We start from the raw sequence: 25340 nt of genomic DNA, 5'->3' as shown, positions 1-25340 counted from the left end.
TTTCCTGATTTTAAAAATTTTCAGCTCCATGAGTAAATTTTCCAACTCCACGTGCAAATGGTCCTGTTTTTACATCAAGCCATTTATCTTCTTTTGAACCATTAGCCATTCCTTTAACTATTTGCTTTGCTTGTAAAAGCTCTTGAACTATACGCTCTAGTTTATCTCTTCCCATACTATGAAAAATTTCAGGCAGTCTATGTCGTTGTTTATGTATTCCTGCACTTCCTGTATGAGTAAATGGATGTCCTGAAATAGCAGCTCGCGCAATTGAATCAATAAGATATATTTTAAGATCCTTATCACTAGTATTTTGAGCTTTTAATTGTTCAGTGATGTCTTCTAATAGTCCTGTTTCTTCATTTCTCAGGTAAGTACGTACAGTACGATCAGCCAGGCCATTTGCCTTAACAACAGCTCCATAAAATAAGGCATTTTGTCTTGGGATTTTTCCAATTGATCTAAAAATCATTGGTTTAGTTATATCCTCAACAGGCCAAAAAGCAAAAGAACACCTGACTCCATTTACGAGAGCAGAAGTACCTCGAATAGCATCTCGTGCTTGCTCTACTGTTGATATAGGCTTTTCTCCCTTCAGCTTTCTCATATGATGTGCAGTAATTATTGAAGCTCCAGTGCTACATGCTAAATCAGATAATAAACACATGAGATAATCCCCTACTGCTGGATCAGCATTTAAATCTGCATGAATGAAAGAAGCAAGGGGATCAAATATAATGAGCTTTAAATCCTTTATCCTGCTCAGCTGCTTCATTACAGACTCAAATTCTGGAGATATTTCTACAACTTTACCGCGAACATTCTTAAGTATGGCAAAAGATCCTCCTATATTTGGCAGTGGTACAATAAATAGCCTATCTTTATATTTTAATCTTTCACATTTGGGATCAAGTCGTTCTAAGCGACGATGTATTTCATTTGTATCATCTTCTGCAGAAAATACCACAACAGATCCGTGTTCAGTAACAAGTTGGCCAAATCCGCATACCTGATCTATGCTAGCTGCAACCTTGAGGGCTAGGTCAAGAAGAAGCATACCTTTACCAGTATCACCCATTGCAGCTAAAATAGATGTGACACCCAAAGGAAATAATCCTTCAACTAAGAATCTTTGCTTTGGTACTGGACCTACAAAACGCTCCACACTCCAGCTAAAAATATCAAGCGGTGATTTAATAATTATTTTTCTTGAGTTTTTTTCGATGAAGTCAAAAATATCTATATTCTCTTGTACAGCATCAGCAGCATCCCAACTCCTTAGTTTATCTGGTGGAATCCTAAGCGTAGCAAGTGATGCAACACCAAGTTCTAAAAGTTTCTTTTCAGCGTTTTTAGCATATTTATTACCTGCTTCACCATTGTCTGGCCAAATGATAATATGTTTACCTTTTAGCGGAGTCCAATCTGTTTTATCAATAGGTGCATTTGCTCCAAACATTGCTGTTGTTGCAGTTATTCCTTTCTCTATAAGTACTTCTGCGCATTTTTCTCCTTCAACCAGAACAACCTTATCTGATTTTAAGATACCTGGAATGTTGTAGAGCGGCCTTATCTCTGGCTCTTTGAATCTCTGCTTTTTAGCATCAAATGGTTTAAACTGTTTTTTCTCTAAAGGAGGATCATAACGGTAGACTATTACAATCAATTGGTTATTTTCATCGTAGTAGTTCCAACTACAAGTCAGATATTGTTCTAGATCTCTAATATTATTTTTTTCTTTGATGCCAAGCCATTCACTTATTGAGAGCATTACTTCAGGAAATTCTGTTTTCGCATTCTTCCCGTGTACCGTTGCCCAAAGATCAATAATGTCACCACCTTCTCCCGTTGCAAAATCTTTCCATAATCCGGCTCTTTCGCCTGTTAACTCTATTACAGTACTTTTGCCCTTGTTACCCTGTACATCACCTACATAAAACTTATCACCACGAAATGTCCCTCCTGGTAGTAGGTAAAAAAGACAAGATCTGATGTTTTGCAAAAGCTGAGTTTTTAGCTCTAGCATAGTGTCGGTTTTTGTGGATAAATTAAGCCGTAGCTATAACTTTAGAGTTCTGCCAACGCCCATTTACTCTGCTAATGAATTTTGCTGGTATTGATTTACCGTTTCTTAGCTCATATACTACTTGCAAGACATTTGCACGTTTATTTGGTTGAAACATTACCATACCAGATGTATAAAAACTTCTTAAAGCATTAGCACCAATTAAAGCTTGAAAAGGACTTTTTGCGAGTGTAGCTGTGGATACTTTTCTGGTATGACGTGTAATAATTATTCCAGCCATAGGATTAATTATAGAACGTAGTTTTTCTATTCTACTTTGCAGGCCAGAAAATATATTTTCATAGTCAATCGAATCCAAAACGATAAGATCTATCGTTTTAAATTCTTCCCCTATGATCTCTTTTATTCTCTCTATACCTTCATCATTTAAAGTTAATTTCATCTTTGTAGTAACAATCAAGTTTTCTTCTGCTGAATTTGGCAGCCTTTGATTAGTTATGATTTGTTGTATGCGTTCCCTGATATAATTGTACTCCATCTCATTTTGCAGATAGACTATTTTTAGTGGCCTTGCTGACTTCATCTTAAGAAACGACACTCCTGCTGCAAGATGTGCAAGCAAAGAGAGAAGAAAATAACTTTTGCCAACCTTTGGCGTACCACCAATGACTAAAAGACCACCTGGGGTGAGAATTCGTGGAGCTATTATGTCTTCTGGTATTGGTGATTGATCGCTCAAGTACTGCTTTACAGAAAATATTTTTTCTTCTCTCTTTTCCCCATTTTTTTCTCCACTCTTTGATTTCTTATTGAGCCACTTCCTAGCAGAATCTATATCACCTTTAATTAAAACCCAAAGATCAATAATATCACCGCTAGTCCCTTTGGTAAAATTACGCCAATCACCAGCTTCCTTACCTACTATTTTAACTGTAATTGTATTTCCATTTAAGTTTCCAATATAAGTTTTTTCTCGGTAAAATTCACCATTTGGAAGTAGGTAAGAAAGGCACTCCTTGATATTATCAATTAATAATGCTTTTATCTTTTCTTGCTTTTTAGACATAAAACTCCCATACATACTTTTCATACGTTTAAAGTTGAGATTAGCTAGCTCACAAACAGTTTCAAAAGATTTTGAATTCAGCCAATTAATTGCTTCTTCTCTTAGCTTTGGGTTTTTTCCTACTGCGTCCTGAATACCTCTAGTCACGACAGCAGACCAAAGCTTTTCCTCGTCGTACTTCAAAACGGGACCCAATCAGATTCAATGCTATTGTTTTGTTCTGGAGTAACAACTGCAGTAATTCTGTTCCTGTCTCCGTACCTACTATCAGCTTCAATACCAACTTTTGCAGTAAACTCTAACCCGTTAAAATCAGCTATAGAGTTGATTTTTCTAGCAATAACTGCTTTCTCTGAAGTGTCATGTGCATGAATATTTCGTGCTGACTCCAAAATACTTCTAAGCATGGAACGACCAGATTCTCCCCAAGTATCTTCTCCTTCAACGCTTGCTTTGCCACTTTTAATACCAATTACTTGAAAAATCTTGCGTTTTGCGTATGGACCTTCAGTGACAATAAATTCAGCGTTTAAATAGATGCTGCCGGTAGCATAGCTTTTAGTGAACCAATTTTCATAACCTCCAGGCTTGATTGTCATTTTTACTTTTACTATTGTCCCTTTAGGTATCAATCTACTTTGCGGTTTTACAGTGTTAAAATCAGTTAATAGGTTTTGTAACATATATCACTCTCCATGTTTAAATTTTAAAACTTGCTTTTAATCTTTGTAAGCAGCTTACCTAAGTGTGGTTCTTCAACCATACTCAGGCGTCCACTACGGTCCTTAGCTGGGTATCCCCAAGGGTTTAAAGTGTGGCAAACAAAAGAGCGCTTCTCCGTTCCATCATCTTTCTTGATTCCAACCATACTGATTACTTCGTCAACTATCCCAGGAATTTCACTAGCAGTTTTAGCCCCTTCGCATTGAGGTAGCCAAATTGGACGATTGAAATCATCGAGATATTGACCTAAAGTGCCAACTATGATGATGTCTTTGTCTCTGATGTGTTGAAATTGATTGAGCCAAGCCATCATTTCCTGAGCAAGTAATCCATATGCAGCTCTCATGTCCTGTTTTCCCGATCTCTCAGAAAAAGCCTCAGGTTGCATTTTTGCCCATAATAGACATAAACGTGAAGCAACGGTTATACTATCTACAAAGATGCATCGGTATTTAGAAAACTCAGGGAAAAGATCTTTGTACTTACCAGATACATGTTCATGGTGTCTTTGGCTATATGCTTGATCAGACTTCAGCGCAGGATTAGGCCCCCCTATAAGACAAGCAATATCTCTAGCTTCATTCCAAGTGCGAAGACTAATTGAATCTCCTTGCCAATCTTGAACAGCAAGAAGCCCTGCTTCAAAATCAAGGCAAAGTGTTGGTTCATCTACGGTCTTTAGGAGACTTGTTTTACCAATACCATAAGGACCAAAGATGACCATTTTTACAGTTGATATTGTTTGCAATCTTTCATTATTATTCAAAATTTTAAGAACCATTATTTATCCATGCTACGATGTATATATATACAAGAAAGGCAAAAATTTTGTTCAATTTTTCTTTTTGCCTTCGTAGTAAATAGGAGAAAGTTTGGCACGTATCTTCTTGATAATATTGTTTAAAGTGGTTCTTGAAACGTTGTTCATTTTGGCAACTTCATGTAAGTTAAAAAATTTAAGTTGCTCACATATATTTTGCCATTCCTTTGGTAAAACCGAGATCATATAGTCTACATCAATGCGTTTTGTTATTTCACCCTCAAGTAGCTCTGTTACATCAATGCTAATATAGTTATTGATATTACGTTTTGCACATTGCTGTTTCTTTAACATGTTAATAGCTTTATTTTCAGTTAATCTTGCTACAAAGGTGTTAAAACTACTTTTATCTTCATCATACTGATCAAGACATGGCCAAATTTCACAGAAGAGTTCTTGCTCAAGGTCTTCGTTATTCTCATCAATAAAGCACTTGGCAAGTTTTAGTCTATAGGCTTGGTATTTTACGTTTTTAACAATTATAGCTATATTTTTTAATTTCATGGTTTTCCCTAAAACAAATTAATGCTTTAAGGATGGAAGTTATTAATGCCCTTATGTAGGACAGGAGCAAAAATAAATAATACTGATGCAATTTTTAATCTATTGATATTCTATTGTTTTTTTTTGAGAATAATACTGATACAATTTAAAATAATACAGTTCAGGTTTTTGGAACCTATTTTGAATGGATTTCAATATTTTTAAGAATGGGTAGCTCAGGCTTCCTAAAGTTATATTAAAAACATATAAGAATTTCATATTTTGAAATTCAATATCACCTAAAGAGCTAAAAATGTGGATTTCGCTATTAAAAGAATAGCTTAAATTTTTAAGAGGAAAATAGTTGAAAAGTATGCTCTCTATAACCTTAAGTTCCGTTCCTAATTACTGGCTTCCTAAATCAGGAATTAGGAAGCAGGAATCTAGAATTAGCCTGTATGGCGGGTTTTCACCATGCGTTCCTAAAACCGTTCCTAGGAACGGCATATCTGAAGTCCGCCAATATGGAGGATTCTAGCTTCCTGAAACCCTTATATATAATATATATATAATACATATATAAAAATATACACATATATAAAAACATATAAAATATAAGAGTAGAATAATAAAAACCTCTAAAAGTAGAGAAACCCGTTTGAAAGGTCTTCAAATTCAAGAATTATAAAAAAAAATTCCTAAAAATTTGAAGATTTTTTGGACGAAAATTTTTCAAATCTTGTATATATATGTACACAACAATTGAAAGGCTTGGTAAACAAACTGGCTGTAAAAGAGTTTTTATGTTAGTTGTTAAATTTCGAAAATTAAAGATTTTTTGGACGTAATTTTTTCAAATCTTGTATATATATGTACTCGGCAATTGAAAGGAAATGCTCACCCTAGATCTTGGCAAACAAACCGGCTGGACTATTTTAAATGATGGAATAGTGCAAAGTGGAAGTAAGAGTTTTCATGTTAGCAGGTTTAGTGGTGGTGGAATGCAGTTTTTAAATTTTCGTAATTGGCTTAATTCACTTAAGTATAAATTTCCAGGCATTGAAGTTGTATACTTTGAAGAAGTGAGAAGACACTTGGGAACTGATGCTGCACATATCTATGGAGGGTTTTTAGCACACCTTTCTGCTTGGTGTGAAGAAAGTAATATTCCCTATCAAGGTGTTTCGGTTAAGACTATTAAACGTTTTATAACTGGCAAGGGCAATGCAAGTAAAGCTGATGTAATTGAAGCAGTGCAGGAAAAGGGTTTTTGTCCAACAGATGATAATGAAGCAGATTCTTTAGCATTAATGTTCTATGTTATGAATTTTAGTAAAGATTTTAATATGTTGGAAATATCATAAAAAGTGGGTCCTTTTGGCCAAGCTGGAGGGTTTGGTGGTCCCGACCTCGGGCCTTCTTTAGCGTTAGACATATTTCAAATGTTAACTACTTACGAAATTATAGCTGAGCAGTGCTAAAAAGGAGAAAAAAAGGTGAGAATTACGCAAGCAGAGTGGGCAAGGGAAAAAGGGTTTTCGAGGCAATATGTCTGTTCTTTAGTAAAAAAAGGAATAGTTGAGCTGGAAGATGGACTTATTGACCGAGAACAAGCAAATGAAGCGGTAGCAGCAATAAGAGATCCAAGTCAACCACTTAGGAGAAAAGAGCGCGGAGAAACACTTTCAACGATATTGCTAAAAACGCGAATAAAAAATGAAACCGAGCGTGGTAAACTTTTGGAAGCTAAAGTGAAAGCTGAAATAGGCAAATTTGTGTCAATTGAAGAGGTAAAAACTGAAGCATTTAACGTAGCAAGAGTTGTCCGTAATAATTTGCTTAATATTCCAAATAGAGTTTCAGCGCTGCTTGCATCACTGAGTGACACTGAAAAGATTCATATGGCGCTAACTGAAGAGATTACAAACTCATTACAAGAATTATCTAATACTAAATTTCAAATATAAAAAAGATTTTGAATATAAAATGACTGATAACTTAAGTTTGGAGTTAATAAAGTGTCTCATTAATCAACCTGGATTAGATGTTAATGTCAGAGGATTAAATGGAAAGACACCACTACATTGTGCTATAGAATTTGATGAATTAAGCATGGTGGATTTATTACTCACGAAGAAGAATATTAATCCTTTTGTGGAGGATAATGAAGGTAAAACATCTCTTGATTACGCCAAAGAAGGGAAAAAAGCAGAAATATTACAAGCGCTAATTAATAACAAGTACGGGTCAGAACAAGATAGCTTACTTCATTTAGCTGCAATGATAGGTGAAGTTAATGCAGTTAGATATTTGATCAGAAAAGGTATTGACGTTAATGTACGAAATGCTCTGCATCATACTCCATTACATCTAGCAGCAGGCATAGGACATGAAAATGTTGTCAAAATTTTAGTGAAAGAAGGAAATGCTGAAATAGATGTCTTTGATGCACGAAATCAGACACCAATGCACTATGCAGTTAATAACAAAAAGCTGGAGATAGTAAAGTTACTACTGAGACTAGGAGCAGATGTGAATAGCGCGCGCATGGGACAAAACTCAATGAAATTGTCACCTGTTCATATAGCTGTAAGTAATACTAATTACGATGAAAGAGACTTATGTCTTGATATCCTCAAATGCTTAATAAAGGAGCCTAATGCTCAAGTAAATTTGCAGGACTACGAAAATAAAACACCACTACATTATGCTGAAAGACTGAAAACAATAGAAGTTTTACTAACGCGAGAAGATATAGACCCTCTGGTAAAAGACGATAGCGGTAAAACACCATTTGATTACGCTAAACCTGAGATAAAGAAGGCTTTGATGAGTAATAAATACGGTTCTGAAAAGAATAGTCTACTCCATTTAGCTGCACAAAGAGGAGAAATTGAGATTGTAGATGCAATTTTAAAAGAAGAAATCAATATTGATATTGTAAATAATAAAGGTCACTCTCCGATTTACCTTGCTGCAGAAAGAGGACATTTACATGTAGTAAAATTACTACTGAAAAAAGGAGCAAATTATACACCTGTTCTGCACTTAGCAATCAAATCAAATAATTTGGAGTTACTTAAAGTTTTATTTACTGAAAAAAATGGGTCATTGCTCTGCAGAGATACCGTTATTAATTTTCCAACCCTTCATAATAAATATATAGCACAGAGAGAAATAGCAGATAAAAGGACGAAAAAACATAATAATATTATCTGCATCTATACTACATTCAGCGCAATAGCAGTAGCAGTATATATAGGGTTGATAACAACAACAATAAGCAGTGCAATCATTTTTGCAACAATAACAGGGATATTTGCTTTTGTTATAGCAATAATGGTAAGTGAGATGAGCAAAAGATATATAGAAAACGAATTTCAGAAAAAGATGTTTATGGAATTGGAGGAGTGTGGAGGAATAAACTCTACTGTTAACAATATTGAGATAGAACCAATTATGAGTAGATGCAGACAATGATATACGCCACATCTTTTTCTGAAGGTTTAAAACCAGATCCAGAGCTTAAAGTATCAGAGTGGGCGAATGAGTATCGAGTTTTAGCAGCAACTGCAGCATCAGAGCCAGGTAAATGGAGAACGGAAAGAACTCCTTATTTAAAAGAAATCATGGATTCACTTTCTCCTTCTTCACCGGCTGAAAAAATAGTATTCATGAAAGGAGCGCAGATTGGAGGAACAGAAGCAGGTAACAATTGGATTGGCTATATTATCGATCAAACACCAGGTCCAATGCTAGTAGTACAGCCAACAGTTGAAATGGGAAAGCGTTGGTCAAAAGGAAGATTTGCACCGCTAATAGAGAGTACACCATGTTTAAAAAGTAAAGTAAAAGACCCAAGATCAAGAGATTCAGGGAATACTGTACAAAGTAAGGAATTTCCAGGTGGAATAGTAGTAATAACCGGAGCAAATAGCAGTGTAGGACTTAGATCCATGCCAGTAAAGTATCTCTTTCTTGATGAAATAGATGCATATCCAGGAGATTCAGGAGGAGAAGGAGATCCAGTACTGCTTAGTATTGCTCGAACTAATACATTTGCACGGCGAAAGATTTTTTTAGTATCAACACCAACGATTCATGGAATAAGCAGAATTGAGAAGGAATTTGAAGCAACAGATAAGCAGTACTTTTTTGTACCATGTCCGTATTGTAATTACTATCAAGTTCTAAAATGGTCACAAATAAAATGGGAAGATAAAAATCCAAGTACAGCACACTATATATGTATAGAATGTGGTGAAAAGATAGAAAATCATCAAAAGACAGAGATGCTTGAACGTGGAGAATGGAGAGCTACAAATCCAATGAAAGGTGAGAAAAAAGGATTTCATCTTTCAAGTCTTTATAGCCCAGTTGGGTGGTATAGTTGGCAACAAGCAGTAGAGGATTTTCTGCATGCAAAGGAAAGTGAACAATTACTGAAAGTTTGGATAAATACTACGCTTGGAGAAACTTGGGTAGATAAAGGAGAAGTACCAGACTGGAAGCAATTATTTAACAGGAGAGAATTTTTTCCCGTAGGCACAGTACCTAGGAGAGAAGTGGTACTTACTGCAGGTGTTGATGTCCAAAAAGATCGTCTAGAGGTGGAAGTTGTAGCATGGGGAAAAAGGCGTGAAAATTGGTCAATAGACTACCGAGTATTTGAAGGAGATACAGGAGGTAGGGAAGTATGGGGAAAGCTTTCAGAGCTCTTAAATCATCATTTTATCGGTGAAAATGGTCTTGAATACATGATAAGCATGATGGCAGTGGATGCTGGATATGCAACGCAAGAAGTATATAACTGGGTAAGAGGTCATCAAGGCTGTGGAAGAGTGATGGCAGTGAAAGGTGTAAATAAAGCGCTAGTGCCGCTGAGTAGCCCAAGCAGAGTAGATATAACAGTTGGTGGTCAAAAGCTAAAGAGAGGAATAAAGCTCTGGCCAGTAGGAGTATCAATATTAAAGTCAGAGCTTTTTCAATTACTTAATGTTTTAAAAGAAGGTGAAGAAGCTCCAGCAGGATATTGTCATTTTCCCGAGTATGCACCTGAATATTTTAAGCAGCTAACGGCAGAGCAATTAGTTAGCAAAGTAGTAAAAGGATACACCAAACAAGAGTGGCAAAAGGTAAGAGAAAGAAATGAAGTGCTAGATTGCCGGATTTATGCGAGAGCAGCATCAATAGCACTTGGGATTGATCGTTGGCCAGAAAGTAAATGGAATAGTTTAAGCGGAAAAATGGAAAATAAAAAACCTAAAAAAGTGAGACAGAGTAAGTGGTTGAAAAATGTATAACGAAGAGTATTTAGTTCAAATTGAAGAAGCGATAAAGAAGCTTCAGAGTGGCGAAAGAGTAGTATCAATTGCATATGGTGATCATGTGGTGAGATATGCTGAAGTTCAGATAAATGATTTACTAAACTTAAGACAACGTATTAAAGCTGAGCTAAAGATTGTTGGAATGAAACCGAAGAGAAAGATTGTTTTTTCAACGAGTAAAGGAATTTTATAAATGCTGCTAAAAACCTTCAAGCAATTATTTAACAAACCAAAGATAAAAAGCTCAGCATGGGATGCAGCAGGCTCAGGAAGAAGATTTTTTCACTTTCAACCAGAGTTAGGAAGTATAAACAATTTGCTGTCTCAAAACCTTGAAACTTTACGTAGTCGATCACGTGATATGGTGAGAAAAAATCCATATGCAGCAAATATCATTGATACCATAGTGAGTAACTCTATTGGGACAGGAATAAAACCGCAATCAAAAGCAAGAGATGGAGAATTTCGAAAGAAAGTACAAGAATTATGGCTAAGATGGACAGATGAAGCAGATAGTAACGGAGTAAGTGATTTTTATGGATTACAAGCTCTAGTATGCAGAAGTATGATAGAGGGAGGAGAATGTTTTGTACGCCTCCGAAATCGTAAACTCGAAGATGGATTTTCTGTACCATTACAACTGCAAGTACTTGAGTCTGAACATTTAGATAATAAAACAAATCAAACTTTAGGAAATGGTAATGTAATAAGAAACGGGATTGAGTTTAAGAGGTTGTCCGGAAACAAGTAAATTCAAGCATATTCCCTCTTTAACATAACCCTACTCATAGCTAGGTATATGAAATTCTCAGTGGATGTTGTGAGTAAATCATACTCCTTCGATAGCCTTCTATTCCTATTAACCCAAGCAAAAGTCCTTTCTACAACCCATCTTCTTGGCTGTACTTTAAACCCTTGTTCTCTTGTTGGTAGTAGCTCAGGTGGCGTATCTTTGTGCACCCAAAATCTACATGGAGGCCTTGTAACAATTTCAATATCTATGTCATATTCTTCCTTTATGTGATTCTTTAAATTTCTTCCTTGGTATCCCATGTCAGCCCACATTTTTTTAACTTTAGTATATTTTGTTCTCATATTGTTTAATGCTATTTTAATACCATCTCTATCATTTTCGTTAGCAGCGCCTACGTAACAACCTAGTATAAAACCCTGAGTGTCTGTAATTATATGCCTTTTTCTACCCTTTACTTTTTTACTTCCATCATAGCCTTTGATCCCCCCTTTTCTGTAGTCTTTACAGATTGACTATCTACTATACAGGCACTCGGCTGCTCATTCCTTCCTATTTTTCTTCTACTATATTTTGTAATTTCATAATTCATTTTCTCAAAAATTCCCTGCTTCTTCCATTGCCTGAACTGCTCATACACAGTCTTCCATAGCGGAAAATCATTTGGTAAATACCGCCATTGACACCCTGTACGCAATACATAGAAAATTGCTTCTAATATTTCTCTTTTGCTATACTTTGGCGGCCTTCCTCCTTTCTTGTATGATACTCTGAAGTGTTTTTCTATTCTTGCCCATTCCCTTTCGCTTAGATCTGTTGGATACTTTTTTCTCATCTTTACCCCGTACTAAAATTTCAGATATTATAGCCTTTTACTTGTTTCCGGACAACCTCTAACAGGCTTGGGCAAAGAGAAGCATACTACCTATTTAAAGAACACCCTGGTGAAAGTATGTTTGGAGAATCAGTGAGAGTGCCAGCAAATGATGTTTTACATATTTATAGACCATTAAGACCTGGGCAAATCAGAGGGGAGCCTTGGCTTCCTAATATACTGCTGAAGCTTTATGAGCTTGATCAATATGATGATGCAGAGCTGGTGAGAAAGAAAACTGCAGCAATGTTTGCAGGGTTTATTACAAGACTTGATCCTGAAGCAAATATTTTAGGAGAAAGTGAAAGTAATGAGCAAGGAGTAGCACTATCTGGTTTAGAGCCAGGAACAATGCAGCTTTTAGACCCAGGAGAAGACATAAAATTTTCAGAGCCGTCAGATGTAGGAGGAAGTTATGAAGCGTTTATGAAACAGCAACTCAGGGCAATAGCGATTGGTACAGGGATAACATATGAGCAACTAACAGGAGATTTAACCGGTGTTAATTATTCATCAATTAGAGCAGGATTAATAGAGTTTCGTAGGAGATGTACAATGTTACAGCATAACATAATGGTATTTCAGTTTTGCCGTCCTGTATGGGATAGGTGGTTAGAGTTAGCACTACTTTCTGGAGAGCTAGACATAGGTGAAGAATGGACAAAGGGAAAAGAAGGAGCAAAAAAAGAAGTAAAATGGATACCACAGGGATTTGATTGGGTCGATCCGCTAAAAGATCAGCAAGCACAGCAAATGGCAGTAAGAAATGGATTCAAGAGTCGAGCGGAAGTAGTATCAGAAATGGGTTATGATGTAGAAGAAATTGACCAAGAAATAGCAGAAGATCAAAGACGTGCAAGTGAACTGGGCTTAAGTTTTGATTCTGACGTTACGGCCAATCAAGAGGTGATATGAAACAACAATGGCTAAACAGATGTGTAATGGTAGAACCAAGGAGTTTTGAGTTACTTTCACTACAAACAGGAAAGCAGCCTATCTTTAAAAATATAAAACATGCAGTAAGAAATAGTGAAAGAGGAATAATACCGATACATGGCATTTTAACTAAAAAACCTGGTGCACTTGATGAAATGCTCGGAATGACATCATATGAGCAAATAGAAGAACAAATTACACAAGCATTAGCAGATAGTAGCATAGAGACAATTATACTGGAAATAGATAGCCCCGGAGGAGAGGTAAACGGTATATTTGACCTAGCTGACTTTATTTATGAATCAAGAGGAAAAAAGAGGATAATAGCGATAGCAAATGATGATGCATATTCTGCTGCGTACGCTATAGCTTCTAGCGCTGAAAAGATTTTTCTCACCCGCACTTCAGGAGTTGGGAGTATAGGAGTAATAGCAAGTCATATAGATCAAAGTGGATTTGATGAAAAATGTGGAATAAAATATACCACAGTGTTTGCAGGAAGTAGAAAAAATGATTTAAATCTACATGAGCCAATAACTTCTGAGAGTTTAGAAAATCTAAAAAGCGAAGTGAATCGTTTATATGAAATGCTGGTTGAGCTAATAGCACGCAATAGAAACCTTTCTGTAGAGGCAATCAAATCAACAGAAGCAGGGCTATATTTTGGCGAGAAAGCAGTAGAAATAGGTCTTGCAGATGGAATTACAATTCTTTCAGAGTTTAAATATATTAATAAAAACAGGAGTATTACTATGAACGAACAAACTATAACTGACCTAAAAGAAGAAACTAATAATTTAACTAAGTATCGTACTGAAGTTCTTGAATTAATACGTTTATGTAATATATCAAAGATGCCAGAAAAGATAGGAGAATTTATTGAGCAGGGCGTAAGTGTTGAGCAAGCAAGGGAGGTTTTAATGGAATTACTTGCAGAGCAAACGAAAAAGACAGAGATACTGAGTGCAATACCACAGAATTCAGGAGAAGAGTTGATGATGCAGGTAGCGAAAAGTCGTAGGCATTTAAAATATATAACAAAAGGAGAAAAGCAAAATGAGTACTATAACCGAACAAAATAATCTAGGTGACTTATTAAAGTATGAGGCATCAAGCCTGTATTCAAGAGACTCAATAGCAGTAGCTAAAGGTCAAAATCTTAAACTTGGTACAGTTGTTGGTCGTGATAAAGACAACATGATTAAGGTAATAAATCCAACTGCCACAGATGGCACACAAACAGCGATAGGTGTAATAACAAGCGATGTAAATAGCAAAGATGGAGATACTAAAGCAGTAATAATTACTCGTATTGCTCTTCTTGCCGATCATGCAATTGTATGGCCAGCAAATATCACTGAAGAACAGAAAGCTGAAGCAATAAAGCAACTTGAAGTACGAGGGATCATTATCCGCAAGGGAGTTTAACTAAAATTAATAAGAAAAAAAGGAGAGAAAGAAATGCAAAATCCATTTACAAATACAGCATTTAGTATGACGGCACTAACAAATGCGATGAATATATTGCCGATAAATTATGGACGTGTTGAAAATTTAAATTTATTTCCAAGTAGGTCAGTAAGATTTCGACATATTACTATAGAAGAACACAACGGAGTATTGAGTTTACTGCCAACACAAGTACCCGGAGCACCAGCAACAGTAGGAAAAAGAGGAAAAAGAAAGGTAAGAACATTTACGATTCCACATATTCCACATGATGATGTAGTGTTACCAGAGGAAGTACAGGGAATAAGGGCATTTGGATCAGAGAGTGAACTTAAAGCGCTGGCAGATGTAATAACGGACCATTTGCAATTGATGAGAAACAAACATGCGATAACGTTGGAACATTTGCGGATGGGAGCGCTGAAGGGAATAATTTTAGATGCTGATGGGTCAGAATTATTAAATTTGTACAACGAATTTGAAATAACACCAAAAGTAGTAAATTTTGCACTGGGAACAGCAACAACAGATGTAAAACGTAAGTGTCTGGAAGTATTGCGGCACATAGAAGATAATCTAAGTGGTGAATATATGACAGGAATTCATGCTTTGGTAAGCCCTGAGTTTTTTGATGCACTTACTTCTCATACTAAAGTGAAAGAAGCATATGAGAGATGGCAAGAAGGAGCAGCGCTAAGGAATGATATGAGGTCAGGATTTACGTTCTGTGGCATAACATTTGAGGAATATAGAGGGCAAGCAACTGACCCTGAAGGAACGGTGAGAAGATTTATTGACAAAGATACAGGGCACTGTTTTCCAGTAGGAACAGCAAGCACATTTACAACATACTTTGCACCAGCAGATTTTAATGAGACAGTGAATACTCTTGGACAGCCACTCTATGCAAAACAAGAGCCAAGAAGATTTGATAGAGGGACTGATTTGCATACGCAGTCAAACCCTCTGCCAATGTGCCACCGTCCAGCAATACTAGTCAAGATCGTTGCAACATAGGTAGAACAAATATAAAGCGGTGTGAGGCAGAAGAATGCTTTACCTCTTCTTAGCATATAAATGTTAGTATATAGCGGAGAAATGTGCAAGAGAATATTAAGAGATTATTTAAAGATTGTTTTGCTCATTTAGGAAAAGTAGCTTTGTATGAATCAAAGGATAAGTCATATATGGTACAAGTACTAAAGCAACAGCCAGATAAATTATACGAGATTGGTGAAGGACAATTTGTGGGAGAGATGCTTTTTCTTGAGGTAAGCGTTTTTGATGTACTCAGGCCAATGGTGGGAGATATTTTTGTTATTGATGGCCGTAAATATAAAGTATATTCTCCACCACTGCGAGATAATTCAGGAATAGTATGGAATATAAAATGTACAGTACTTGGAGAGAAGGATGTTTAACATTGAGGTTAATGAAAATATTGAGAGAATTATTCACAACATTGATGCTAACAAAGCCAAAATAGAATTGGCAGCGGTAAGAGCGCTAAACAAAACGGCATTATGGTTAAAATCTCAGGCTGTCCGAGAAATCAGTGAAGAAAAGCAAATTAGGCTAAAAGTAATTAGAAAAAGACTAAGAATTATCAAGGCAAGGAAAAGCACTTTGAAGGTTTTAATTAGAGCATATCTGTATGATATAAATATAAAACAAGCAAAAATAAGAACAGCATTTAATGATGCATTTATGGCAACGATGCCAAGAGGCTATCGTGGTATTTTTAAACGTGTAGGAAGAACAGCACTACCGATACAGGAGGTTAAACTACCACTTGAACCTGAGGCTTCAAGGATAATAGAAAATCTTGTTAATTATGAAGTTGAAAGGATATTTGAAAAATATTTTACACATAAGTTATTTTATGACGGCATTTTGGACTAATTTACATGAGGCAATCTGTAATACGCTAAAGGCAGAGATACCAGCAATTCAAACTTGTGAGGTTTATCCAGCAATAAGGAAAGAGTTAGCAGCTCCAGCGGTATTTATAGAATTGTCAAGTCTAGAGCAAGGAAAAGATCCAGGAACAGAGGAGCTAGCGCTGAGAGCAAAATTTGAGGCACGAATAGTGATCGATAGCACAATAGAAAATGCCCCTATTATTGTCAGATCATTAGCTGCTGAGGTTGCCAGAGTAGTAAATAAAAATACTTGGAACGTGAAAAATGTTTCACCAGGAGAATTTATATCAGGAGGAGGAGATGATTTTAGGCCAGAGCTCGATGCATATTTAGTGTGGATGGTAGACTGGGCGCACGAATTGCATGTAGGGCGATCGATTTGGGAAGTGAGTAAAATAAAACCTCATTTAATCGATGTGAATGTTGGAAAGTAATTTTGCAATTTCAGAATTGCGGAGGAAATTGGCCAACATTGTCCGTATAGGCATTGTCGAAAAAATAGATTATGAAAAAGCTAAAGTAAAAGTTAAAATAGGTAAACTTGTAACAGATTTTCTTCCATGGATAACAAATAGAGCTGAAAGTTGGTCACCACCAAATATTGATGAACAGGTAATAGTATTATCACCATTGGGAGAATTGTCTTTGGGGGTGGTGTTACCGGCAATATATCAGGAAAAATACCCTCCTCCAGAGAATAAAAAGGAAGTAAATAATGTAAAATTTCAAGATGGGACAAGATTTACATATGATAAAGAGAAACATCATTTAGAGATTGAAGTAGTAGACAAGATAACACTGAATGTTGGGGAATCAAGTGTAGAGATAACAAAGAGCGAAATAAAACTAAAAGCAAAAAGAGTAAATCTAAATTAGGGAAAGGAATGAATAAATCAGTTATACGCCTAGGAGATCACTGTGAAGGAGCGTTGCTGCATTTTTGTATAAGTGGAAGCAGAGATGTATTTATAAACGGAAGACCTGTCTGTAGGCAAGGAGATAATTTTAGTGAAGGAAAAGTAATGACACAAGGGTCGAAAGCAGTGTTTGTAAATGGCAAAGCCATTGCTCGTACTGGTGACCTAATTTCCTGTGGAGCAATAGCAGAAGAAGGGAGTGATAACGTTTTTGCAGGGTAAATAATATGCGTGGTATGAGTTCTGAAACTGGTAAAACAATAAGTGGTATAGAGCATTTAAAACAATCAATAGTTGATATTTTAACTACGCCAATTGGCACTCGTGTTATGCGCCGAGATTACGGATCAAGGTTATTTGAGCTGATTGATCATCCAATTGTACCTGGTTTTGCACAAGAACTTTATGCAGCAGTTGCAGAAGCATTAGAAAAGTGGGAGCGTCGATTTAAGCTTAAACGTGTACAAATAACAGAAATAAAAGAAGGTAAAGTAACTCTCATTTTAGAGGGAACCTATCTACCAAATGGAGAGCCGATCCGCCTTGATGGTATTATAGTATAAGGTAGTAGGATGAAAACACCAAATATTGTCGAAACATTAAAATTTGAGGAAATCTTTTCGCGAATGAAAGAAGAGTTAGTGCGTCGGAATGCAAGTTTTTCTGCACTAACTGAGAGTGATCCAGCAATAAAGATACTGGAAGTAGCAGCCTGGCGTGAACTTTTGCTTAGGCAAAGGATTAATGATGCAGCACAGGCAAATTTACTTGCTTTTGCAAGAGGTAATGACCTTGATCACTTGGCTGAATTTTATGGTGTGCTGAGAAAGGAGTCAGAGAATGATGAATCCTTAAGGAAGCGGGTAAAAGCCAAAATTGTTGGTTGGTCAACAGCAGGGAGTAAAGAGCATTATCGCTATCATGCATTATCTGCTGACACGAGAGTAAAAGATGCGCAAGTGGTATCACCTATACCAGGAAGTGTACAGATTTCAATACTTTCCACAGAAAATGGTGGAGTACCTTCAGAAGAATTGCTAGAGATCGTCAGAAATCACGTTATTCGCGATGATATTCGTGTATTAACAGATACGCTTACAGTTATTGGCTGTGGTATTATTCCCATTACTATTCATGCTAAAGTGCATATTTACCCTACTGCATCAAAAGATGTTATCGAAGCTGCAAAGGAACAATTTATCAAAGGTCTTGAGTCTACTAAAGGTTTAGGGTGGAATGTAACCAGGTCCTGGATTATTGCTCATCTTTTTACAGAAGGTATACAAAATATAGAGCTTACAGAGCCAATAGAAGACATAATTGTACAAAATAATGAATGCGTTGCTTTAAGTGATTTAAGTGTTAGGTAAAAATTGGTGATACTTCCTCCAAATGCTTCAAAGCAAGAGCAAATACTTACAGACATAATTAATTATTCTCTTGATGCAAATTCTCTACGGGGATTTAAATTTAACCCACAGACTGAAATGTTGCCGTGGCTAGTAGCGGAATACGGCTTGGGAGAAATTTTATCCTGGGGTAAGAAAGCTACTAAGAGTGCATTAAAAGAATGGGTCTTAGCTAAGCAAAACGGAATAAGATTTCAACGTTTGCGCGGTACACCACAGTCACTGAAGATGGCGCTGAAATGGGCAAACATTGATAATATTACCATTCAAGAAGAACCACCAGGAGAGCATTTTGCTGAATTTCAAATTGGCATCTCTGATGTTCCTAATGACTTTTTTGTCGATAGTGTAATTGCTCTGGCAAAACTTTCTGCACCGGCAAGATCTCGATTAATGCGAATATTCAATGATTATTACAATGCTCAGCGGTTTATGTTAGATGAAAGTATTTTTGGAGATCTTCTTTCAGGCTACTCGGGTGTAAGAATAGCAAAAGAAGGGCCAGTATTATCGTTTGGAAGAAAAAACTCATTTGAGCTAAAAATAGGAAATCCAAGATTTAAATTTAGCACTTTTAGATCACATTATGATAGAAGTTACAGTAATGATTTATATAGGTTGGATGTTGCAGTATTAGGAGAGACAGAGCCTCACACCAAGAATTACAACGGTATATATGAAAGAAGTCACGAGTGGTATAACTTAAAAGCACTATATCCTCTACCACAGGGTTTATTGCCAGAAATTAAGTTTGCTAAAGCGTTGATAGTATTATCAGATAGTTGGAATTTGGGAGATATCAATGCTTGTTTTGCACCAACTGCTTATAAAGAAATAGAGCATACATTTTACTTAAGTGAAGATAAACTCTCTGAGCAGATTTGGAATTTTCGACGTACACCAATTTTAGAGCGGTTTAGTATAACTTATTACTACGAAGCAAAGAGTTTTACTGATCAAAGAATAATAGAGTCTAATTTAAGGGAATATCATATTGATTGTCAAAATGACTCAGATTTAAAACAGAAAGATCCTATTCATGAGCTAGAAAATTACGTAGCAGTATTTTACCCAGGTATGGTCACTTGGCATGAACATCGCCACTTAAATCGCCCTTGGAAAAATTTTGAGCCCATTATTACAAAAAAATTGGACGTTTTTTCTACGAATCTTGTATATATATAATATCAATCACGCAATCAGACATGTCAATACTGACACAATCAGGCAGAGCAGCTATTGCTGCGAGCATAAAAGAGCAACCAATACATCTTGCTTGGGGATCTGGAGATTCTACCTGGGAAAGCAGCTACAAAGTTGAAAAAACTTTTACAGCAGGCGGCAAGATAAGTTTAGATCACCACACTATTAAAGATGTAAAAGTTTATACAGGGCAAACAATTTATCAGTCAAGCATAGATTATATAGTTGATGGTAGCTCAGGCGCTATTGAGCGTGTAGAAAATGGTGCAATTATAGCAGATAGCGTAATCACTATAGAGTATACTCAAGACACACCACCGGAACTAATTACTTCTGCAACATTAATTAAGGAAGTTGGACGTCGTGTTGTTGATGAGGTGCTCTTTTGCAGTGGTGATGATAATGGAGAACTTGTGACTCCATCTGGAAGGTTTAAACCATCGAATGTACCAATCAATAATCTGTATCTTAAATTTACTTTCGATTTCACGGACGCAGCAAATCAAGTAATAAGAGAGCTTGGAGTTATGGTTGGTACAAAGGTGGTAGAAAAATTGCCTCCTGGACAGAGATATTTTGAACCAAAAGATATAGAAGACCATGGAATCTTGCTGATTTTAGAACACACTGTACCACTTATCAGAACTGCTGCCACAAGAGAGACTTTTTCATTTGTTGTAACCTTTTAGAATAAAATGACTTTAAACACCTATTATAACCGCTTTAATCCTGACAAAGAATACGAAAAAAGCTTATTTCTTGCTGGAAGAGGTTTGCAATCTGCAGAATTAAACGAGACTCAGGAGTATGCTCTCTCTAAGCTTAAAGGCATAGGCGATGCAATATTTCGTGATGGTGATGTTATAATAGGAAGCAATTGTATTATAGATAGAGAAACTGGTAAAGTTACGCTTGAATCAGGAAAAATCTATCTTCGTGGAGCGGTTAGAAAAGTTGAAAAAGAAGAGTTTGTTATTCCACTGAGTACCACAGTGCGTATAGGTGTTTATTACGTAGAATCTACCATTACAGAACTTGAGGATGAAAACCTTCGTGATCCTGCTGTTGGTACACGTAACTATCAAGAAGTAGGGGCTGCAAGGCTTAAAGTTTCCACCACTTGGAGTTATCAAGCTGAGGGTGTGACTACTAATGCTTCAGGAGAATTTTATCCAATTTATAACATTGAAAATGGAGTATTGATAGAACATTCACCGCCACCACAAGCAAATATAGTAACTACTGCTCTTGCTCGTTATGACAAAGAAGCAAATGGTTCCTATGTCGTAAATGGTCTTGAAGTAATGTTCCTGCAAAAGGAAGAGGGAGAAGGAGGAAAAAAAATATTTGTGATTAATGAGGGCAAAGCTCATGTTGATGGCTATGAGATTGAGCTACCTCACAGTATTCGTGTTTCTTTTGATGAAGATCCAGATATAAAAGCAGTTGAATCAGAACCACATACTTTTCAGCCAAATAGCCAAAGAGTAATGGAACTTAAAGTTAATGATTTTCCAATAAGTGAAATTAAAAAAGTAGATATAACTGTTCAAAAAACCATTACCGTTACTCATGGTTCATACTCAGGAGCTGTTGATCCAATACCTGACTCTGCAGTACTTGAGATTATTCAAATTAAACAAGGCAATGTTATTTATGAAAATAGTGTAGATTATAAACTAAACGCAGGAAATGTTGATTGGTCGTTACCTGGCAAAGAACCTGCACCTGGAAGTAGTTATCAAATAACTTATCGTTGCCGTACCCACGTAAGCCCTGAAGATATAAGTGAAAAGGGGTGTAAAGTAAAAGGAGCAGTTGATAACAGCTTGGTTTTGATAGATTATACCTGGAAAATGCCACGCTTTGATTTAATTACTATCGATAGCAAAGGAGTAGTAAGAAGAATAAAAGGCATAGCTCACCCTTGGCGACCATCAATGCCTAGAGCGCCTAGTGGACAACTTTTGCTTTGCTACATTCATCAGACGTGGAAAAAAGGCGAAGGGGTAAAAATAGTGAATAATGCTATTCATGCTGTACCGATGAATGAGCTTGAAGCAATGAAAAAAGGAATAAATGATCTTTATGCTCTTGTTGCACAGGAACGTCTACGTAGTGATGCAAATTCAAGAGAGCCAACCACGAAAAAAGGAGTATTTGTTGATTCGTTTTTTGACGATGATATGCGTGATCAAGGAGTTTCACAGTCTGCAGCAATAGTAAATAGAGAGCTAGTTCTGCCAATAGATGTAGAAGTTGCAGATATTGAAAAAGGTGGGGAAAGATATCTTTTGCCTTATAAACTTGAACCGGTACTGGAGCAGCTTTTACAGACTAAAGGAGAAAAGATTAATCCGTATCAAGCTTTTGATCCAGTCCCGGCAGAAATTACTCTAAATAAAAACATTGACCACTGGACAGAGGTTACCACGAATTGGAAAAGTCCAGTAACAAGAGTATTTAATGTTAAAGAAACGACAGAGCTGCTGTCAAGTACTTCATACGAAACTGAATTTATGAGAGAAGCAGTACAGAATTTTGAAATTGAAGGTTTTGAGCCAAGTGAGAAGCTTAAAGAGATAAAATTTGACGGAATAATTATTCAACCTATAGCATAAAAATATGTTAATAGTTAACAATCAAGGACAAATAAGTGGAAAAATAAAAATCCCAGCAAATATTCCAGCAGGTACTAAATTAGTACAGTTTTATGGTGATAAAGGAAGCTATGGAGAAGCAACGTACACTGGTAAAAAAACTATTACCATAGAAGAGAGAAGAAGAGTTATCGCAGCAAGAAGAATTGATCCTTTAGCGCAAACATTTACTTTAAATGAGAGTAGGCACATAGGAGGTCTAGAGTTATGGTTTATAAATAAAGGCAAAAAACGTGTTGTTGTGCAGATTAGAGAAACAGCAGTGGGAATGCCATCGCAGACTGTTATTGCTGAAAGCTATATTGAGCCGAAAGATATAAAAGTAGATGGCACAGCAACACGTATAGAATGGTCGCCAGTGTTTTGCCATGCAGGAGAGGAGTATGCAATAGTACTGCTTACTGATGATCCTGGTACTGCAGTAAAAATAGCAGAACTTGGCAAATATGATGCAGTAAATAGCCGTTGGGTAACAAGCCAGCCATATCAAGTAGGAGTATTACTGTCATCAAGCAATGCAAGCACCTGGACTCCACATCAAAATTTAGATTTAACGTTTCGACTACTAGCTGCAAAATTTAGCGAAAATTCTCATGTTATTGATCTTGGCAAAGTTACAGCAACCAATACTTCAGATTTAATTGTTTTGACGAACGTCGAAAAAGTAGCATTTGATACCAATGTAGAATTTATTCTGACAGATGAAGAAGGAAAAGAAAATTTTCTATCTGATAACTTGCCGCTCGCGCTGCGTGAAAGACTATCTGGAGAGTTAACAGTAAAGGCAAATTTAAAAGGGTCAAAAGAAAAAAGTCCAGTGCTATATCCAGGGTTACAGCTAGTTCTAGGTAATCTTTTAGAGTCTGGAGATTATGTTACAAGAAGTATTACAGCAGGAGCTAACACTAAAATTACCATAACGTATGATGCGCTAATACCTGGCACTGCAGATGTAAAAGCATATGTGCAAAAAAATGTGGATTGGCAATTAGTAAATTTAACATCAGGAAAACCAATTGGAGAAAATTGGGTAGAGAGAACTCATGTGCTGACAAACTTTAATGGCAATGAAACAAGGATAAAATTAGTTTTAAGTGGAACGGTTGTTTATCGCCCTAAGGTAAAAAATCTCAGAGTGATTGTCACATAATGACTGTTGACCAAACCAAACGAGGATATCCACTGCCTCATCCAGAAAATATTGCAGTTCAAGATGTGGTAAGTATTCGAAGAGCTATAGAAAAAATAGATGAAGATATTACCGAAAGAGAAGATGAGCATAATCAACTAAAAAATAATTTTAAACGATTTAGATTTGAAACTTTTTTGAATTTTTGGGAATGAAAGAAGCAATGGAAGCGTTACATAAAAGGATAAAGGATTTAGCAGTAAGTAGCACAGCTGATCAACTGGCATATCTTGCAAAATCGCTGGAATTGATAGCAGATAAAAAAGCTATTTCTGATATTGCGCAAATGACTAAAGTAAAAGAAATAATTGATGCACTACAAAAAAGACTTAAGGATTTAGCAGAAAACAGTACTCCAGATCAATTAGCATATCTTGCTAAAGCATTGGAATCAATAGTCGACAAAAGTGCGGTTTCTGAAATTGTGCAGATGACAGATGGTAAGCTAAAAGAACTTCTTGATAGTGCAAAAAAACACTTAACTGATCTGGATAATAAAAAAGCTAGCTCTTTAGCAGTGATCTCTGAATCAGAGAAGCAGTTATTAAAGAGAATCGATGAAAAAGGGACAACAAATTTATCGCTACTTGATACGAGAAAGAATGCCAATATTGCAGCAATAAATAGCATTAGTAACAGTCATAAAGATGGTCTTAAAGGTTTAGTAGAAGATTTTCGTGCTGTTAATAATGTACCACCTGGCTCATCAATTATAGGAGAAATAGAAACTCGAATTGAAAACATCTCTAATGAGGTAAAAACTCGGGATGAACAGTTAAAAGCGTCTCTTATAAATGAAATAAGAAAGCGCAACATGGTTGAACCTGGAGCATTACCTTTCTTATTTGGTGTACTTGGAAGAAAAAATAATTACTTTGGCCACGGAAATTTTATGACAGAGCTTGGAAAGTGGAGTAGTGATATAACAAAAACTGACTATATGTTACAACTACTAGCAGGTAGCCATACATACGATACAGATTACGTTAGTTTTTATCGGCCAAGACAACTAAGTTTTATAGAGGGAAGCAAGGGAACATTTATTTACGGAGAGTTATACACAAACAGTTTTTCTGGTAGTTATGATCAAATATACTATTACCCATATGCTGCACTTGGAGTAGTATTTGTAAAAAATACAACAAATGTGAACATAAATAAAACGATGGAATTTGTTGGATCATCGTATTCGAGTGCGGAGTATGGAGGTGCAGGATTATTTGTGGGAACGCCAGATAATACTAATTCCAGTAAGTCAAGAATCTCTAAAATAATGTGGAAAAATGTTTACCAATACACGAGTTCTGATAGCAAATTAGCTGGATCTGGTAATGTGGAGATTCCAGCAGGAAAAACAGTTGCAATATTACTTTACACATCATCTTACCTGTATTCCAGAACACAAGTTAGTCAAGGTATGCTTGCATCAAATTATGTACACAACTATGGTCAATTTATTCAGTGGGGGATTTATAACATACGTAGCAATGTTCTAACTACAGGACTTGAAGTAGATGTGGAGAGAACGCTAAAAGCTTGGCAATGTCCAGGATTATCTAACACGTATGAGATTTGGAGGTAACAA

Annotated in this window: 26 protein-coding genes and 3 pseudogenes; 23 read left to right on the top strand and 6 right to left on the bottom strand. The window is 36.2% G+C overall.

Annotated features, from left to right (window positions below; translation table 11 throughout):
- Positions 1 to 10 precede the first annotated feature (10 nt).
- From AACH21_RS06350 to AACH21_RS06330, 5 genes are read right to left on the bottom strand one after another with little or no spacing between them, the layout of a single operon-like run.
- Positions 11 to 2026, bottom strand: a complete 2016-nt coding sequence (locus AACH21_RS06350; RefSeq protein WP_338482478.1) for an AAA family ATPase — start codon at positions 2024 to 2026, stop codon at positions 11 to 13.
- 22 nt (positions 2027 to 2048) lie between these two features.
- Positions 2049 to 3275, bottom strand: coding sequence for an AAA family ATPase (locus AACH21_RS06345; protein ID WP_338482477.1), 1227 nt, complete (start codon positions 3273 to 3275; stop codon positions 2049 to 2051).
- Positions 3272 to 3775 carry a hypothetical protein gene (locus AACH21_RS06340; RefSeq protein WP_338482475.1) on the bottom strand — a complete coding sequence of 168 codons (504 nt, stop codon included), beginning with the start codon at positions 3773 to 3775 and terminating at the stop codon, positions 3272 to 3274. Before AACH21_RS06340 ends, AACH21_RS06345 begins: the two co-directional genes overlap by 4 nt.
- Before the next feature lie 23 nt (positions 3776 to 3798).
- On the bottom strand, positions 3799 to 4596 hold the full coding sequence (locus tag AACH21_RS06335) for an ATP-binding protein (RefSeq protein ID WP_338482474.1): 798 nt from the start codon (positions 4594 to 4596) through the stop codon (positions 3799 to 3801).
- 51 nt (positions 4597 to 4647) lie between these two features.
- Positions 4648 to 5139 carry a sigma-70 family RNA polymerase sigma factor gene (locus AACH21_RS06330; RefSeq protein WP_264377344.1) on the bottom strand — a complete coding sequence of 164 codons (492 nt, stop codon included), beginning with the start codon at positions 5137 to 5139 and terminating at the stop codon, positions 4648 to 4650.
- An 872-nt stretch (positions 5140 to 6011) separates the two neighbouring features.
- Between AACH21_RS06330 and AACH21_RS06325 the strand changes: the two genes are divergently transcribed.
- From AACH21_RS06325 to AACH21_RS06300, 6 genes and pseudogenes are all read left to right on the top strand, one after another.
- Positions 6012 to 6482 carry a Holliday junction resolvase gene (locus AACH21_RS06325; protein ID WP_264377345.1) on the top strand — a complete coding sequence of 157 codons (471 nt, stop codon included), beginning with the start codon at positions 6012 to 6014 and terminating at the stop codon, positions 6480 to 6482.
- Positions 6483 to 6614: 132 nt separating this feature from the next.
- Complete coding sequence (locus AACH21_RS06320; RefSeq protein ID WP_226079475.1) at positions 6615 to 7085, top strand: hypothetical protein; 471 nt, start codon at positions 6615 to 6617, stop codon at positions 7083 to 7085.
- A 19-nt stretch (positions 7086 to 7104) separates the two neighbouring features.
- Positions 7105 to 8598: an ankyrin repeat domain-containing protein gene (locus AACH21_RS06315; RefSeq protein WP_264377346.1), complete on the top strand. Its 1494-nt coding sequence runs from the start codon at positions 7105 to 7107 to the stop codon at positions 8596 to 8598.
- On the top strand, positions 8595 to 10421 hold the full coding sequence (locus AACH21_RS06310; protein ID WP_338482473.1) for a phage terminase large subunit family protein: 1827 nt from the start codon (positions 8595 to 8597) through the stop codon (positions 10419 to 10421). Before AACH21_RS06315 ends, AACH21_RS06310 begins: the two co-directional genes overlap by 4 nt.
- On the top strand, positions 10414 to 10638 hold the full coding sequence (locus AACH21_RS06305; protein WP_143689022.1) for a gpW family head-tail joining protein: 225 nt from the start codon (positions 10414 to 10416) through the stop codon (positions 10636 to 10638). Before AACH21_RS06310 ends, AACH21_RS06305 begins: the two co-directional genes overlap by 8 nt.
- Positions 10639 to 11181 (top strand): annotated as a pseudogene (locus AACH21_RS06300) (phage portal protein); the annotation flags it as partial.
- A gap of 17 nt (positions 11182 to 11198) precedes the next feature.
- On the opposite strand, the pseudogene AACH21_RS06295 reads toward AACH21_RS06300, so the two are convergent.
- Positions 11199 to 12031 (bottom strand): annotated as a pseudogene (locus tag AACH21_RS06295) (IS5 family transposase).
- Between the two features lie 60 nt (positions 12032 to 12091).
- On the opposite strand from AACH21_RS06295, the pseudogene AACH21_RS06290 reads away from it, so the two are divergent.
- From AACH21_RS06290 to AACH21_RS06210, 17 genes and pseudogenes are all read left to right on the top strand, one after another.
- Positions 12092 to 12985, top strand: a pseudogene (locus AACH21_RS06290) (phage portal protein); the annotation flags it as partial.
- Positions 12982 to 14088, top strand: a complete 1107-nt coding sequence (locus AACH21_RS06285) for a S49 family peptidase (protein WP_338482472.1) — start codon at positions 12982 to 12984, stop codon at positions 14086 to 14088. The pseudogene AACH21_RS06290 and the gene AACH21_RS06285, both read left to right, overlap by 4 nt.
- Positions 14063 to 14434, top strand: coding sequence for a head decoration protein (locus AACH21_RS06280; RefSeq protein WP_264377349.1), 372 nt, complete (start codon positions 14063 to 14065; stop codon positions 14432 to 14434). Before AACH21_RS06285 ends, AACH21_RS06280 begins: the two co-directional genes overlap by 26 nt.
- A gap of 33 nt (positions 14435 to 14467) precedes the next feature.
- Entirely contained in the window at positions 14468 to 15472 is a 1005-nt protein-coding gene (locus tag AACH21_RS06275; RefSeq protein ID WP_338482471.1) for a major capsid protein, read from the top strand.
- 83 nt (positions 15473 to 15555) lie between these two features.
- Positions 15556 to 15876: a hypothetical protein gene (locus AACH21_RS06270; RefSeq protein WP_338482470.1), complete on the top strand. Its 321-nt coding sequence runs from the start codon at positions 15556 to 15558 to the stop codon at positions 15874 to 15876.
- Entirely contained in the window at positions 15869 to 16357 is a 489-nt protein-coding gene (locus tag AACH21_RS06265; protein ID WP_264377374.1) for a phage tail protein, read from the top strand. The genes AACH21_RS06270 and AACH21_RS06265 overlap by 8 nt, the downstream gene beginning before the upstream one ends.
- Positions 16338 to 16811, top strand: a complete 474-nt coding sequence (locus AACH21_RS06260; RefSeq protein ID WP_065094331.1) for a hypothetical protein — start codon at positions 16338 to 16340, stop codon at positions 16809 to 16811. Before AACH21_RS06265 ends, AACH21_RS06260 begins: the two co-directional genes overlap by 20 nt.
- The gene (locus AACH21_RS06255) at positions 16798 to 17253 is read left to right on the top strand and encodes a phage baseplate assembly protein V (RefSeq protein ID WP_338482469.1); all 456 of its coding nucleotides are present in this window, start codon (positions 16798 to 16800) and stop codon (positions 17251 to 17253) included. The genes AACH21_RS06260 and AACH21_RS06255 overlap by 14 nt, the downstream gene beginning before the upstream one ends.
- A gap of 8 nt (positions 17254 to 17261) precedes the next feature.
- The gene (locus AACH21_RS06250; RefSeq protein ID WP_065094333.1) at positions 17262 to 17516 is read left to right on the top strand and encodes a PAAR domain-containing protein; all 255 of its coding nucleotides are present in this window, start codon (positions 17262 to 17264) and stop codon (positions 17514 to 17516) included.
- Positions 17517 to 17521: 5 nt separating this feature from the next.
- Positions 17522 to 17857 carry a GPW/gp25 family protein gene (locus tag AACH21_RS06245; RefSeq protein ID WP_264683014.1) on the top strand — a complete coding sequence of 112 codons (336 nt, stop codon included), beginning with the start codon at positions 17522 to 17524 and terminating at the stop codon, positions 17855 to 17857.
- Positions 17858 to 17866: 9 nt separating this feature from the next.
- Entirely contained in the window at positions 17867 to 18664 is a 798-nt protein-coding gene (locus tag AACH21_RS06240) for a baseplate J/gp47 family protein (protein ID WP_015588499.1), read from the top strand.
- A 6-nt stretch (positions 18665 to 18670) separates the two neighbouring features.
- Positions 18671 to 19888 (top strand): phage tail protein, encoded by a 1218-nt coding sequence (locus AACH21_RS06235; protein ID WP_338482833.1) that lies wholly within the window; start codon positions 18671 to 18673, stop codon positions 19886 to 19888.
- Between the two features lie 20 nt (positions 19889 to 19908).
- Positions 19909 to 20595 carry a hypothetical protein gene (locus AACH21_RS06230; protein ID WP_338482467.1) on the top strand — a complete coding sequence of 229 codons (687 nt, stop codon included), beginning with the start codon at positions 19909 to 19911 and terminating at the stop codon, positions 20593 to 20595.
- A 6-nt stretch (positions 20596 to 20601) separates the two neighbouring features.
- On the top strand, positions 20602 to 22527 hold the full coding sequence (locus AACH21_RS06225) for a DUF4815 domain-containing protein (RefSeq protein ID WP_338482466.1): 1926 nt from the start codon (positions 20602 to 20604) through the stop codon (positions 22525 to 22527).
- Positions 22528 to 22531: 4 nt separating this feature from the next.
- Entirely contained in the window at positions 22532 to 23716 is a 1185-nt protein-coding gene (locus AACH21_RS06220) for a hypothetical protein (protein WP_338482465.1), read from the top strand.
- Entirely contained in the window at positions 23716 to 23910 is a 195-nt protein-coding gene (locus tag AACH21_RS06215; RefSeq protein ID WP_338482464.1) for a hypothetical protein, read from the top strand. Before AACH21_RS06220 ends, AACH21_RS06215 begins: the two co-directional genes overlap by 1 nt.
- Positions 23907 to 25337, top strand: coding sequence for a hypothetical protein (locus AACH21_RS06210; protein WP_338482463.1), 1431 nt, complete (start codon positions 23907 to 23909; stop codon positions 25335 to 25337). Before AACH21_RS06215 ends, AACH21_RS06210 begins: the two co-directional genes overlap by 4 nt.
- Positions 25338 to 25340 lie beyond the last annotated feature (3 nt).

This window comes from Wolbachia endosymbiont (group A) of Ophion costatus (assembly GCF_963969245.1).
Lineage (GTDB): Bacteria > Pseudomonadota > Alphaproteobacteria > Rickettsiales > Anaplasmataceae > Wolbachia > Wolbachia pipientis.
Note: the sequence above shows the minus strand (reverse complement) of the source record. Positions and strands in the feature narration are given on the sequence as shown.